General features: G+C 69.9%; 10 protein-coding genes. 7 read left to right on the forward strand and 3 right to left on the reverse strand.

What is annotated here, in order from left to right; all coding sequences use genetic code 11:
- Window positions 1–35 precede the first annotated feature (35 nt).
- Window positions 36–3,140: an ATP-dependent DNA helicase gene (locus G6N27_RS22770; protein ID WP_163780351.1), complete on the forward strand. Its 3,105-nt coding sequence runs from the start codon at window positions 36–38 to the stop codon at window positions 3,138–3,140.
- Entirely contained in the window at window positions 3,137–6,520 is a 3,384-nt protein-coding gene (locus G6N27_RS22775; RefSeq protein ID WP_163780352.1) for an ATP-dependent helicase, read from the forward strand. The genes G6N27_RS22770 and G6N27_RS22775 overlap by 4 nt, the downstream gene beginning before the upstream one ends.
- A gap of 3 nt (window positions 6,521–6,523) precedes the next feature.
- On the opposite strand, the gene G6N27_RS22780 is transcribed toward G6N27_RS22775, so the two are convergent.
- Window positions 6,524–6,919 carry a DoxX family protein gene (locus tag G6N27_RS22780; RefSeq protein ID WP_163780354.1) on the reverse strand — a complete coding sequence of 132 codons (396 nt, stop codon included), beginning with the start codon at window positions 6,917–6,919 and terminating at the stop codon, window positions 6,524–6,526.
- A gap of 39 nt (window positions 6,920–6,958) precedes the next feature.
- On the opposite strand from G6N27_RS22780, the gene G6N27_RS22785 reads away from it, so the two are divergent.
- Together G6N27_RS22785 and nudC are read left to right on the forward strand one after the other, a co-directional pair.
- Window positions 6,959–8,026, forward strand: a complete 1,068-nt coding sequence (locus G6N27_RS22785) for a potassium channel family protein (protein ID WP_163780356.1) — start codon at window positions 6,959–6,961, stop codon at window positions 8,024–8,026.
- A complete protein-coding gene (gene nudC, locus G6N27_RS22790; protein ID WP_163780358.1) occupies window positions 8,004–8,960 on the forward strand; it encodes an NAD(+) diphosphatase in 957 nt (318 codons plus the stop codon). Before G6N27_RS22785 ends, nudC begins: the two co-directional genes overlap by 23 nt.
- On the opposite strand, the gene G6N27_RS22795 is transcribed toward nudC, so the two are convergent.
- Window positions 8,957–9,211, reverse strand: coding sequence for a mycoredoxin (locus G6N27_RS22795; protein WP_163780360.1), 255 nt, complete (start codon window positions 9,209–9,211; stop codon window positions 8,957–8,959). The genes nudC and G6N27_RS22795 overlap by 4 nt on opposite strands.
- 66 nt (window positions 9,212–9,277) lie before the next feature.
- On the opposite strand from G6N27_RS22795, the gene G6N27_RS22800 reads away from it, so the two are divergent.
- The 3 genes from G6N27_RS22800 to G6N27_RS22810 all read left to right on the forward strand — a co-directional run bounded on the left by G6N27_RS22800 (window position 9,278) and on the right by G6N27_RS22810 (window position 12,179).
- The gene (locus G6N27_RS22800) at window positions 9,278–11,428 is read left to right on the forward strand and encodes an ATP-dependent DNA helicase UvrD2 (RefSeq protein WP_163782212.1); all 2,151 of its coding nucleotides are present in this window, start codon (window positions 9,278–9,280) and stop codon (window positions 11,426–11,428) included.
- 203 nt (window positions 11,429–11,631) lie between these two features.
- A complete protein-coding gene (locus G6N27_RS22805; protein WP_163780362.1) occupies window positions 11,632–11,781 on the forward strand; it encodes a hypothetical protein in 150 nt (49 codons plus the stop codon).
- Between the two features lie 134 nt (window positions 11,782–11,915).
- Window positions 11,916–12,179, forward strand: a complete 264-nt coding sequence (locus G6N27_RS22810; RefSeq protein ID WP_163780377.1) for a WhiB family transcriptional regulator — start codon at window positions 11,916–11,918, stop codon at window positions 12,177–12,179.
- 3 nt (window positions 12,180–12,182) lie between these two features.
- Here G6N27_RS22810 and G6N27_RS22815 read toward each other — a convergent pair whose 3' ends face one another.
- Complete coding sequence (locus G6N27_RS22815; RefSeq protein ID WP_163780378.1) at window positions 12,183–13,526, reverse strand: macrolide-binding ATPase MABP-1; 1,344 nt, start codon at window positions 13,524–13,526, stop codon at window positions 12,183–12,185.
- Window positions 13,527–13,556: the final 30 nt, after the last annotated feature.

The raw sequence follows: 13,556 nt of genomic DNA on the forward strand, positions 1-13,556 counted from the left end.
GCCGACTTGTCGGACCCCCGTGGTGATATGCCGCTATGCATTTCCACTGGGACCCGCAGGCGGCCGCCGTACTCGATGCCGACGCGCGCGGGGTGGTGCGCGTGCTGGGCGGACCGGGCACCGGGAAGAGTTCGCTGTTGATCGACGCCGCGGCGGCTCGGATCGGGGCGGGTGCCGACCCGGAATCGGTGCTGCTGCTGACAGGTTCGGGCCGGATCGGGGCGCAGGCACGTAACGCGTTGACGACGACATTGCTGCGCTCCCAGCAGGCCGGTCCATGCCGTGCGGTGATTCGTGAACCGTTGGTGCGCAGCGTGCACAGCTACGCGTTCGCGGTGTTGCGGCTGGCTGCCCAGCGTGCGGGCGGTCCGCCGCCGCGGCTGGTCACCAGCGCTGAGCAGGATGAGATCATCGCCGACTTGCTGACCGGTGAGATCGCCGACGGTGCCCGGGGGTGGCCGGCCGAGCTGCGGGCCGCCCTGGGCACTGCGGGGTTCGCCGCGCAGCTGCGTGAACTGCTGACGCGTTGCGCCGAACGTGGGGTCGACCCGCAGCGGTTGGAGCGGGTGGGCCGGCTGTCGGGCCGGCCGGAATGGGTGGCCGCGGGCCGTTTTGCGCGCACCTACGAGCAGGTGATGCTGCTGCGCGCGGCCGTCGGCACGGCGGCCCCGCAGGCGACGACGCCCGCGGTGGGCGCCGCCGAGCTGGTTGGCGCTGCGCTCGAGGCGTTCGCCGCCGACCCCGAGCTGCTGGCCGACCAGCGCGCCCGGATCAGCGTGCTCCTGGTCGACGACGCGCAGCAACTGGACCCGCAGGCGGCGCTGCTGGTGCGGGTGCTGGCCGCCGGCGCCGACCTCACGCTGCTCGCCGGCGACCCCTCCCAGGCGGTGTTCGGGTTCCGTGGCGCTGAGCCCGCGGCGCTGTTGGGCGGCGACACCCCGTCGGTGACGCTGACGACCTCGCACCGCTGCGCGCCGGCGGTGGCGCGCGCCGTCGCGGGGATCGCCGGCCGGCTGGTCGACGGGTGCCACATCGACGGCACGGGAGAGGAATTCGGCTCGGTGACGGTGAGGCTGGCCGCGTCCGCCGATGCCGAAGCCACGCTGATCGCCGACTGCCTGCGACGCGCGCACCTCACCGACGGCGTGCCGTGGTCGCAGATGGCGGTGATCGTCAGGTCGGTGCCGCGGGCTGCGGCCGGGTTGGCGCGGGCGTTGGCGCGGGCCGGCGTTCCGGTGGCCCCGACGGCGGCGACGGGTCCACTGACCGCCCAGCCCGCGGCGCAGGCGTTGCTGACCGTGCTGGCCGCTACCGCCGGCGGGCTGACCGGCGAGCAAGCGCTGGCGCTGCTGACCGGTCCGATCGGGCGGGTCGACCCGGTGTCGCTGCGTGCGCTGCGGCGCACGCTACGCCGCGCCGAGAAGAACGAGACGCCAAGGGAATTCGGCGACTTCCTGGTCGACGCGTTGCACGGCGAATCGACCGCTCGGCTGACGGCGGCCCAGACCTGGCCGCTGCGACGGGTGCGTGCGGTGCTGGACGCCGCAGCTGTTTCACACGAGAGCGGCGACGACCCGCGCGACACGCTGTGGACGGCGTGGCATCGTTCGGGCCTGCAGCGCCGCTGGTTAGTGGCGTGCGAGCGCGGCGGGGCGGCCGGCGCGCAGGCCGGGCGCGACCTCGACGCGGTGACCGCGCTGTTCGACGTCACCGACGACTACCTGGCCGGCGCCGCCGGTGCGTCGCTGCCCGGCCTCATCGAGCACCTGTCCGCGGCGCAACTGCCGGTCGCGGGGCCCGAGCCCGCCGCCGCGGCCGAGCGGGTCGCGGTGCTCAGCGCGCACGCCGCGCTCGGCCATGAGTGGGAGTTGATCGTCGTCGCCGGCCTGCAGGAAGGACTGTGGCCCAACACGATTCCACGCGGGGGAGTGCTCGGCACGCAGCGGCTGCTGGATGTCCTCGACGGGGTCGACGAGAACGCGTCGATGCGGGCGCCGCTGCTGGCCGACGAGCGGCGGTTGCTGGTGGCCGCGGTGGGCCGGGCCCGGAAGCGATTACTGGTGACGGCGATCGACGACGAGGCCAGCATGCCGTCGCCGTTCTTCGCCGAGATCGCGCAGTATGCATCCGGTGCCGTCGAGGAGCGATCGGCGCTGCCGGTGTCGTCGCCACGGGTCCTGTCGGCGGCCGCGGTGGTGGGCCGGCTGCGCGGTGTGGTGTGCGCGCCGCGGGGGGCGGTCAGCGATGCGACACGCGCGTGTGCGGCAACGCAATTAGCCCGGCTGGCTGAGGCAGGAGTCCCTGGAGCCGACCCCGCCGGGTGGTACGGCATGACGCCGGTCAGCACCGACGAGCCGATGTGGAGTAGGGAAGAGCACCCAGAACATGTCGTCACGCTGACCCCGTCGAGTCTGCAGACGCTGACCGACTGCCCACTGCGCTGGCTGGCCGAACGTCACGGTGGGACGGACCCGCGCGATCTGGGCTCGACAATCGGATCGATAGTGCATGCGTTGATCGCGGAACCCGCAGCCAACGAGTCCCAGTTGCAGGCGGCGCTGGAGCGGGCGTGGCAGCAGCTGCCGTTCGAATCCCGTTGGTACGCCGACAATGAGCTCAATCGGCATCGCGCGATGATCCAGGCGTTCCTGGACTGGCGGGCCCGCACCCGCGGCGAGCTGACCGAGGTTGGCGTCGAAGTCGAGGTCGACGGACCGGTCGATGCGACCGTTCGGTTGCGCGGCCGGGTCGACCGGATCGAACGTGATGCGGCGGGCCGACTGGTGATCGTCGACGTCAAGACCGGCAAGTCACCGGTCAGCAAGGACGATGCGCAGCGGCACGCCCAGTTGGCGGCCTACCAGTTGGCGGTTGCAGAGGGCCTGGTCGCCGACGGCGAGGAGCCGGGCGGCGGCCGGCTTGTCTATCTGGGTAGGGCGGGATCGTCGGGTGCGGCTGAGCGCGAACAGGATCCGTTGACGCCCGAGGCGCGCATGCGGTGGCGTGACCAGATCCGCGAGGCGGCCGACGAGACCGCCGGCCCGCAGTTCATCGCCCGCGTCAACGACGGCTGTGCGCATTGCCCGCTGAAGCCGAGCTGCCCGGCGCACGCCAGTGTCGACGGAAGGGGAGCGGTATGACCGTCATCGCACCGGCGCGCTACAGCCCGGCTGAATTAGCAAGCGCGCTCGGACTTTTCGAGCCCACCGAAGAGCAGGCCGCGGTGATCGCCGCCCCGCCGGGTCCGCTGGTCGTCATCGCCGGTGCGGGCGCCGGGAAGACCGAGACAATGGCCGCACGGGTGGTGTGGCTGGTGGCCAACGGCTACGCCGAGCCGGGCCAGGTGTTGGGCCTGACGTTCACCCGCAAGGCAGCCGGCCAGCTGTTGCGGCGGGTCAGGTCGCGGCTCGCCCGCCTCGCCGGAACCGAACTGGCCGTCGCGAGCCCGTCGGTCGGCGAGCCCACGGGCACACCGCTGGTCAGCACCTATCACGCCTTCGCCGGACAGCTGCTCGGCGAATACGGCCTGCTGTCGGCGGGCGCGGGGCAGCCGATCGAGCCGGACACCCGGCTGCTCAGCGAGACCGAGATGTGGCAGCTGGCCTTCGACGTGGTCAACGGCTATCCAGGTGAGCTGCACACCGACAAGAACCCGGCCGCCGTCACCGCGACCGTGCTGCGGCTGTCGAGCCAGCTCGCCGAGCACCTCGTCGACACCGGTCAACTCAGCGACACCCATGTCGGGCTCGAACAGCTGGTGCACACCTTGCCGGCGGGCCGCTACCAGCGCGACCGCGGCCCCAGTCAGTGGCTGCTGCGGATGCTGGCCACCCAGGCCGAGCGTGCCGAGCTGGTGCCGCTGATCGACGCCTTGCACCGCAGGATGCGGGCGGAGAAGGTGATGGACTTCGGCACGCAGATGGCGTCCGCGGCCCGGCTGGCCTCGGCGGTCCCGCAGGTCGGCGAGCAGTTGCGCAGCCGATACCGGGTGGTGCTGCTCGATGAGTACCAGGACACCGGATACGCCCAGCGCGTCATGCTCTCGGCACTGTTCGGCGGCGGCGTAGACGCGGAGTTGGCGCTGACCGCCGTCGGCGACCCGATCCAGTCCATCTATGGCTGGCGCGGCGCGTCGGCAACCAATCTTCCGCGGTTCACCACCGACTTCCCGCTGCCTGACGGCAGCCCGGCACCGGCGCTGGAACTGCGCACCAGTTGGCGCAATCCGCCGACCACCTTGCAGGTGGCCAACGCGATCTCGGCGGATGCGCGTCGCCGGTCGGTGGCGGTGCGGGCCCTTCGCTCCCGGCCCGACGCCGCCCCCGGCACCGTGCGCTGCGCGCTGCTGCCCGACGTGCAGGCCGAGCGCGACTGGGTCGCCGATCATCTGCAGCAGCGCTACCGGCAGGCCGGCGCTGACGGTGTGGCGCCGCCGACTGCCGCGGTTCTGGTGCGGCGCAACGCCGATGCCGCGTCGATGGCCGCGGCTCTGCGCGCCCGAGGGGTGCCGGTCGAGGTGGTCGGACTTGCCGGCCTACTGTCGGTGCCCGAGGTCGCCGACGTGGTCGCGATGCTGCGCCTGGTCGCCGACCCGACTGCGGGAGCGGCCGCCATGCGGGTGCTCACCGGCCCCCGATGGCGGCTCGGTGCCCGTGACGTCGCGGCGCTGTGGCGGCGCGCAGTGGCGATCGCAAGCCCGGCGGAGCCGGGCGCAGCGGGTCGCCGCGGCCAAACCGCCCGCACCGGTGACACGGCGGAGCCGGGCGCAGCGGGTCGCCGCGGCCACACCGCCCGCACCGGTGACACGGCGGAGCAGATCGCCCAGGCGGCGGGGCCGCAGGCCGACACCGCGGGCCTGGCCGATGCACTGGCCGATCCCGGTCCGGCCACCGGCTACTCGGCCGACGGGTACCGGCGCATCGCGGCGCTCGCCGAAGAAGTGGATGTGCTGCGCAGCCACCTCGGCCACCCGCTGCCCGATCTGGTGGCCGAGGTGCGTCGGCTACTCGGCGTCGACATCGAGGTGCGCGCGGCGCTGCCCGCGGGCGGATGGGCGGGAGCCGAACAGCTCGACGCATTCGCCGACGTGGTCAGCGGCTACGCCGAACGGGCCACTGCCGCAACGGAGTCCGTGGCCTCCGTCGGCGGTCTGCTGGCCTATCTGGACGCCGCGACGGTCGTCGAAAACGGTTTGGCGCCGGCGCAGACCGTCGTCGCGCCCAACCGGGTCCAGGTGCTGACCGTGCATGCCGCAAAGGGTCTGGAATGGCAGGTGGTCGCGGTGCCGCACCTGTCCGGCGGACTGTTCCCGTCGACCGGCCAGGCTCGCACCTGGCTCACCGACGTCGCCGAACTGCCGCCGTTACTGCGCGGCGACCGGTCCACTCAGGGCGTGCATGGCGTGCCGGTGCTCGACACCGCCGACGTCACCGATCAAAAACAGCTCTCGGACAAGATCTCTGCGCATCGCAGCCAACTGGATCAGCGTCGACTCGACGAGGAGCGCAGGTTGCTATACGTGGCGATCACCCGTGCCGAAGACACCCTGCTGCTGTCCGGTCACCACTGGGCAGCCACTGGCATCAAGCCGCGCGGACCGTCGGATTTTCTTCTTGAGCTCAAAGGCATCATCGATGAGTCAGCAGCCGCCGGCGAACACTGCGGCGTCGTCGAGCAGTGGGCGCCCGAGCCGGCGGCCGGCGATCCAAACCCGTTGCGCGACCGTGTGCATGAAGCGATCTGGCCGATCGACCCGCTCGGCAGTCGCCGCGCCGACGTCGAGCGCGGCGCCGCGCTGGTCATCGCCGCCATGTCCGGCGACGAATCGGACGAGATCGAGGATCCCGAAAACTGGGCCGCCGACGTCGACGCGCTGCTCGACGAGCGGACACGCGCCCTGCAACCGCAGGCGCACCCGCTGCCCAGCGGGCTGTCGGTCAGCAGCCTGGTCGACCTCGCCCGCGACCCCGAGCACGCCGCGCAGCGGTTAACCCGCCGACTGCCAACCCGCGCGGAGCCGCATGCATTGTTGGGCAATGCATTTCACGACTGGGTCGAGCGATTCTACGGCACCGAGCGACTGTTCGACCTCGCCGACCTGCCCGGCGCCGCGGACGCCGACATCGCCCAGCGCGACGCCGAGAAGCTGGCCGAGTTGCAGCAGGCCTTCCTGGGCTCCCCGTGGGCCGCGCGGACACCGGTCGCCGTCGAGGTGCCGTTCGAAATGGCGATCGGCAGCCGGGTGGTGCGTGGCCGCATCGACGCGGTGTTCGCCGAGCCCGACGGTGGCGCAACCGTCGTGGACTGGAAGACCGGCGAGCGACCGCGCGGCGCGGAAGCCGAACGTCAGGCCGCCATCCAGCTCGGCGTCTACCGACTCGCCTGGGCAGCGCTCAGTGGCTGCGATGAATCGTTGGTGCGCACCGCTTTTCACTATGTGCGCAGCGGGGCCACCGTCACTCCCGACGCGCTGCCGGATCCCGACGACCTCGCGGCGTTGTTAGAAAGCGGCGTCGCTTGACAGTTAAGAGTTGCGGCTGACCTTGAGCGCCGCGGTGACCATCGGAATCTGCAACGGAAGTCGGGCCAGCGCGAAGATCCGCATCGGCCACGGCTTACCCCACCACAACCGGACCATGTTCACATTGCCCGGAAAGACCGCAACAAACAGCGCGGCAGCTGCCAGCGCCGCAAGCCGACGCGTGCGCCGCACCAGCAGCAGACCGCCGATGCCGACTTCGGCCACACCGGAGGCATAGGTGTAGAACCGCGGGCTTCCCGGAAGCTCGGCGGGGATGATCCCGTCGAACGGTTTCGGGGCTAGAAAGTGCAGGGTGCCGACGCCGAGGAGCAGCGCTGCGATGCGGTATGCGCCGGTTTGCCCGGCGTCGCGCGGAGGACTGGATGTGATGGCGGTCATGGTTACATTGTGTCGTGCGCCGGGTCCAGCCGATGAAGTGTGGTCAAAGTTAGGCGGCGGGGAAGCGATGTCGACGAGCCGCTGACCGCCCAGCCCGGCTACGCACTGGTCGGCGTGCTGCGTGTTCCCGAGACGCAAGTCAGCCCAATCCGGGCGATCTGGCGCCGGGTGGCGATCGCGTTGCTCGCCTTGCTCGCCGCGGTGGTCACCGTCTACCTCGGCCGCGGCGGATACACCGATGTCCGGGGCGCGCCGCTGACGTTTCTGGACTGCGTGTACTTCGCGACGGTGTCGCTGACGACCGTCGGATACGGCGACCTCACCCCGTACACCGAATTCGCCCGGCTGATCAGCGTCGTGGTGCTCACGCCGCTTCGCATTCTCTTCCTTGTCGTCTTGGTCGGCACGACCCTTCAGGTACTCACCGAGCGGTCGCGGCAAGCGTGGAAGATTCAGCGTTGGAGGAGCAGAGTGCGCAACCACACCGTCGTCATCGGTTACGGCACCAAGGGCAAGACCGCCGTAGCGGCCATCCTCGAGGACGCGACGGCCAATAAGGACGTCGTCGTCGTCGATTTCCAGCAAACGGTGCTCGACCATGCCGGGGCCGCCGGGCTGGTCACCGTGCACGGTGACGGCACCAGATCCGATGTGCTGCGGCTGGCCTCGGCGCAGCATGCGGCCGCGATCATCGTCGCGACTGGTCGCGACGACACCGCCACACTGGTAACCCTCACCGCTCGCGAAGTCGCCCCGGACGCCAAGATCGTGGCGTCGATCCGGGAGGCCGAAAACCAGCATCTGCTCAAGCAATCCGGCGCCGATTCGGTGGTGGTGTCCTCGGAGACCGCCGGCCGGCTGCTCGGCGTGGCCATCACCACGCCCAGCGTGGTCGAGATGATCGACGACCTGCTGACACCGGCGCACGGATTCGCGATCGCCGAGCGCGAAGTCGAGCGGACCGAGCTCGGCGGTTCGCCGCGGCATCTGTCCGACATCGTGCTCGGCGTGGTCCGCGACGGTCACCTGTTGCGGGTCGACGCGCCCGAGGTCGACGCCATCGAGGCCGGCGACCGACTGCTCTATGTCCGCACGACGGGGAAGTAGGGGCTGCAGCGTGGATTTCGAGTTGCACAGCGTTCCGTTGCTGTCGCGCATCGGCGCTGACCGGGCCGATCAGGTCCGCACCGACACTGATGCCGCAGTCGCCGGGTGGGGGGACGCGGCGCTGCTGCGGCTCGATTCGCGCAACCAGGTCATGGTCGCCGACGGCCGGGTGCTGCTCGGCAAGGCGAAAGACTTGGCGGACAAGCCGCCGCACGACGCGGTGTTCCTCGGTCGTATCGAGGACGGCCGGCACGTGTGGGCGGTCCGGGCTCCGCTCGAGGCGTCGGACGATCCGGACCTCACCGCCGAGGTCGCTGATCTGCGTCGCGGCGGCCAGCTGTTTGACGACGTCGGCGCGCAGCTGGTCTCGGCAGCCGCGGCGCTGCTGAACTGGCACGCCAGCGCGCGGTTCAGCTCGGTGGACGGCTCGCCCACCAAGCCGATCCGGGCGGGCTGGGCGCGGGTCAACCCAATCACCGGTCACGAGGAATTTCCGCGCATCGACCCTGCTGTGATCTGTCTGGTGCACGACGGCGGCGACCGCGCGGTGCTGGCCCGGCAGACGGTATGGCCGGAGCGGATGTATTCGCTGCTGGCCGGTTTCGTCGAGGCCGGCGAATCGTTCGAGACCTGCGTCGCCCGTGAGATTCACGAAGAGATCGGGCTGACCGTGCGCGACATTCGCTACCTCGGCAGTCAGCCGTGGCCGTTCCCGCGCTCGTTGATGGTCGGCTTCCACGCCGTCGGCGACCCCGACGAACCGTTCGCCTTCAACGACGGGGAGATCGCCGAGGCCGAGTGGTTCACCCGCGACGAGGTCCGCGCCGCGCTGGCCCTCGGCGACTGGAGCAGCGACTCGGACTCCAGACTGCTGCTTCCCGGGTCGGTGTCGATCGCCCGGGTGATCATCGAATCGTGGGCGCAGGCTGGCTAACAGGCCAGCTGAGCAAGCTTCGCCTTCACCTCGTTGGGACCCGGGTTGGTCAGTGTCGAGCCGTCGGCGAACTTCAGCGTCGGCACCACATGATTGCCGCCGTTGACCGAGCCGACGAATTCCGCAGCCGCGGGATCCTGCTCGATGTCGACCTCGTCGTAGGCGATACCGGCAGACTTCAACACGGTCTTGAGCCGGTGGCAATAGCCGCACCACTGCGTGCTGTACATGGTCACTAAGGCGTTACTCATAGTGCGTTCAACGTACCGCGTGGCGCTGCCCGACGATTGTCGGTGATCACTGCCAAGATGGACGCCATGCCGGTGATCGCAGATTCTTTGGTCGCCGACCTTGACGACGAGCAGCGCGAGGCCGTGCTGGCTCCCCGCGGGCCGGTCTGCGTGCTGGCCGGTGCGGGCACCGGAAAAACCCGTACGATCACCCACCGCATCGCCCAGCTCGTCGCCGCCGGCCACGTCGCTGCGGGGCAGGTGCTGGCGGTGACGTTCACCCAGCGCGCCGCGGGCGAGATGCGTTCGCGGTTACGGGCTTTGGGCGCGGCCTCGCAGAGCGGTGTCGGCTCGGTGCAGGCGATGACGTTTCACGCCGCCGCGCACCGGCAGCTGCGGTATTTCTGGCCGCGGGTCGTCGGCGACACCGGCTGGCAGCTGCTGGACACCAAGTTCGCCGTCGTGGCGCGCGGCGCGAACCGCGCCGGCCTGAGCCTGGGCACCGACGACGTCCGCGACGTGGCCGGCGAGATCGAGTGGGCCAAAGCGTCGCTGATCTCGCCGGAGCAGTATCCCGAAGCGGTGGCCGCGGTGTCCCGTGATGTCCCGCTGGACGCCGCGAAGGTCGCCGCGGTGTACGCGGCCTACGAGTCGCTCAAGTCCCGCGGTGACGGTATCGCCCTGCTCGACTTCGACGACCTGCTGCTGCATACCGCGGCGGCGATCGAGAACGACGCCGCGGTCGCCGACGAGTTCCGGAACCGTTACCGCTGCTTCGTCGTCGACGAATACCAGGACGTGACGCCGCTGCAGCAGCGGGTGCTGTCGGCGTGGCTGGGCGATCGTGACGACCTGACCGTCGTCGGCGACGCCAACCAGACCATTTACTCGTTCACCGGGGCCTCCCCGCGTTACCTGCTGGACTTCTCGCGGCGCTTCCCGGACGCCGCCGTGGTGCGCCTGGAACGCGACTACCGATCGACGCCGCAGGTGGTGTCGCTGGCCAACCGGGTGATCGCCGCCGCGCGGGGCCGGGTGGCCGGCAGCAAGCTGCATCTGGTCGGCCAGCGCGACCCCGGTCCCGAGCCGACGTTCCGCGAGTATTCCGACGAGGTCGCCGAAGCCGCCGCGGTCGCGAAGTCGATCAAAGGGCTGGTCGAAGCGGGCACGCCGGCGTCAGAGGTCGCGGTGCTCTACCGGATCAACGCCCAGTCGGAGGTCTACGAAGAGGCGTTGACCGAGGCCGGCGTCGCGTATCAGGTCCGCGGCGGCGAGGGGTTTTTCAGTCGTCAGGAGATCCGGCAGGCCCTGCTCGCGCTGCAGCGCGCCGCCAACCGTGACGTCGACGGCCCGCTGCCTGATGGCGGCGACCCGCTTCGCCCGGCTTCGCCGGGCTCGCGATCGCCGCTGCCGGAGGTGGTCCGGGGGCTGCTCGAGCCGCTCGGTCTCACTGCCGAGCCGCCCACCGGTGTGCGGGCCCGTGAGCGGTGGGAAGCCTTGGCGGCGCTGGCCGAACTGGTCGACGAGGAAGTCGAGCACCGGCCGACGCTGGAGTTGCCCGAGCTGCTGGCCGAGTTGCGGACCCGCGCTGATTCCCGCCACCCACCGGTCGTACAGGGCGTCACGCTGGCCTCGCTGCACGCCGCCAAGGGTTTGGAATGGGACGCGGTCTTCCTGGTCGGGCTGACCGACGGCACCCTGCCGATCTCGCACGCATTGGCCCATGGCGCGGAGAGCGAAGCCGTCGAAGAGGAGCGCCGGCTGCTCTACGTCGGAATCACCAGGGCCCGAATGCATTTGGCGCTCAGCTGGGCGCTCTCGCGTAACCCCGGCGGCCGGCAGAGCCGCAAGTCGTCTCGTTTCCTCAACGGCCTATCGCCGCAGACGCAGTCTGACCCCACGCCCAAAGGCTCACGACGAAATCGGGGACCGGCGTCACGCTGCCGGATCTGCAACAACCAGCTGACCACGCCGGCGGCGATCATGTTGCGCCGCTGCGAGACCTGCGCCGCCGACATCGACGACGAGCTGCTGCTGCAGCTCAAGGACTGGCGGCTGCGCACTGCCAAGGAGATGAACGTTCCGGCCTACGTCGTGTTCACCGACAACACGCTGATCGCCATCGCCGAGCTGCTGCCCACCGACGATACCGCGCTGGTCGCCATCCCCGGCATCGGTGCCCGCAAGCTTGAGCAGTTCGGCCCGGACGTGCTCGACCTGGTCCGCGGCCGGGGTTAAAAGCCCGTGGCGATTGCCAGCGCGGCGAAGCCGGGTGCAGCGGGTCGCCACCATAAGCCCGTGGCGATCGCCAACGCGGCGAAGCCGGGTGCAGCGGGTCGCAACCATAAGCCCAGCTCAGAAAATCGCTTGCGGCGTCTCGCTGCTACGATTTAACCTCGAAGCGCATTTTTCGCATGCCTAGACGAGAGGGGGGAGTCACGATGATCACCGTCAACGCCTTCGGCGTATGCCCGACCGGCAACGCTGGCTCCCGCCATGCTGCCCATGCCGCGGCCGCCGCCTCGGCGGCTGCGCACAAGCGCATCGCCGCCGCGACCGACCGTCCGTGGATCGGGGCATTACCTAGGTAATCAGCCCGCTCTCAAGCCAATTGGCCACGGACCCGAAGTCACCAGGATCCGTGGCCAAAGTCTTTTGGTCGACAAGCCGCCACTGGTCCGCAACACCGCAACACGCCCGCCAGACCAGGAAGCAGGTGAACGACATGTCGACGGAAACAGACCCCGACGATCAGCAGCCGGAAATACCGTGTCATGTCAGCGATCCCGACCTGTGGTTCGCTGACAGTCCGTCGGATCTAGAACTCGCCAAAGCGCTTTGCGCCGACTGCCCGATTCGTCGAGCCTGCCTGTCGGCGGCGCTGGAACGCGCTGAGCCGTGGGGGGTGTGGGGCGGCGAGATCCTCGACCGCGGCAGCGTGGTCAGCTACAAGAGGCCGCGCGGACGTCCCCGCAAGGTCGCCGCCTAGTCGTCAGACAGCCGCGGCGTCGGGGTCGGCGAAGCCGGGAACCAGCTCGTTGGACAGCGCCTGGGTCGGCACGTGCGCGTCCAGTTGGCACAGGATCGCCATCGACGAGGCGAGCACCCGCATCGGGATCGCCAGCTTGGGCGGCAGATCCATCTGTCGCGCTGTCTTGATCTGGGCCACACCCTGGTTCAGCTGACGATATGTCATGCGCTGCAACCACTTACGTGTGTAGTGAAAGACCTCGACCTCCACCGGTTCGACATACTGGCGCAGCATCTCGTCGATGTCGCGCACCGACACCTGCTGGCCCTTCTGGATGAAGCCGACCTTCTCCATCGTCGGCAACACCTGGTCGTAGTTCTTGTCGCGGGCCAGCCGGATCGTCGCGCCGAGCTCGACCGGGAATCCGCCGGGCAGCGGGGCCACCGCGCCGAAGTCGATGACGCCCATCCGCCCGTCGGGCAACAGCATGAAGTTGCCCGGGTGGGCGTCGCCGTGGATCATCTCCAGCCGGCGTGGTGAGTCGAAGATGAACGCGGCCAGCCGGGTGCCCAACAGGTCGCGCTGTTCGACGGTGCCGCTGCGGATGATGTCGGACATCGGGATGCCGTCGATCCATTCCTGGATCACGACTTTGGGCGCGCTGGCCACCACGTGGGGGACGAGGAAGTGTGGGTCGCCGGCGTAGGCTTTCGCGAACGCGCGCTGGTTGTTGGCTTCCAGCCGATAGTCCAGCTCCATTTCGGTCCGCTCGATCAGCTCGTCGACGACGCCTTGCACGTCGACGCCGGGTGCGAGCTGCTTGACCACCCCGATCATGCGTCGCATGGTCTTCAAGTCGGCCCGCAACGCTTCGTCGGCGCCGGGGTATTGGATCTTGACGGCGACCTCGCGTCCGTCCGACCACACCGCTTTGTGAACCTGGCCGATGCTGGCCGAGGCGACCGGGGTGTCGTTGAATTCGGAGAACCGCTGGCGCCACTTGGTGCCCAGCTGGGCGTCGAGCACCCGGTGCACCTTGTCGGCGGGCAGCGGCGGCGCGTCCTTTTGCAGCTTGGTGAGCGCTTCACGGTAGGGCTCGCCGAACTCCTCGGGAATCGCGGCTTCCATCACCGACAACGCCTGGCCGACTTTCATCGCGCCGCCCTTGAGCTCGCCGAGAACGGTGAAAAGCTGCTTGGCCGCCTTCTCCATCAGCTCGGCATTGACCTCGTCTTGCGACCGACCGGCCAGCCGCTTGCCGAACCCGAGCGCCGTGCGGCCGGCGATGCCACCTGCCAGGCCTGCTAGCTTCGCGTTGCGTGCGGCGCCTCCGCGCTTGATGTCTGCCACCTCACCATCATCCATGACCGGTGGCCACTTGCCCCCACCGATCTG

It is taken from the genome of Mycobacterium cookii, from assembly GCF_010727945.1.
In the GTDB taxonomy this organism is placed as follows: Bacteria; Actinomycetota; Actinomycetes; order Mycobacteriales; family Mycobacteriaceae; genus Mycobacterium; species Mycobacterium cookii.

What these genes read in the sequence shown, in the direction of transcription:
- nudC (WP_163780358.1), top strand. Translation starts at nt 8,004, where the DNA reads ATGTCCGCACGACGGGGAAGTAGGGGCTGCAGCGTGGATTTCGAGTTG.
- G6N27_RS22795 (WP_163780360.1), bottom strand. Translation starts at nt 9,211, where the DNA reads ATGAGTAACGCCTTAGTGACCATGTACAGCACGCAGTGGTGCGGCTAT.
- G6N27_RS22810 (WP_163780377.1), top strand. Translation starts at nt 11,916, where the DNA reads ATGTCGACGGAAACAGACCCCGACGATCAGCAGCCGGAAATACCGTGT.
- G6N27_RS22770 (WP_163780351.1), top strand. Translation starts at nt 36, where the DNA reads ATGCATTTCCACTGGGACCCGCAGGCGGCCGCCGTACTCGATGCCGAC.
- G6N27_RS22780 (WP_163780354.1), bottom strand. Translation starts at nt 6,919, where the DNA reads ATGACCGCCATCACATCCAGTCCTCCGCGCGACGCCGGGCAAACCGGC.
- G6N27_RS22800 (WP_163782212.1), top strand. Translation starts at nt 9,278, where the DNA reads ATGCCGGTGATCGCAGATTCTTTGGTCGCCGACCTTGACGACGAGCAG.
- G6N27_RS22775 (WP_163780352.1), top strand. Translation starts at nt 3,137, where the DNA reads ATGACCGTCATCGCACCGGCGCGCTACAGCCCGGCTGAATTAGCAAGC.
- G6N27_RS22805 (WP_163780362.1), top strand. Translation starts at nt 11,632, where the DNA reads ATGATCACCGTCAACGCCTTCGGCGTATGCCCGACCGGCAACGCTGGC.
- G6N27_RS22815 (WP_163780378.1), bottom strand. Translation starts at nt 13,526, where the DNA reads ATGGATGATGGTGAGGTGGCAGACATCAAGCGCGGAGGCGCCGCACGC.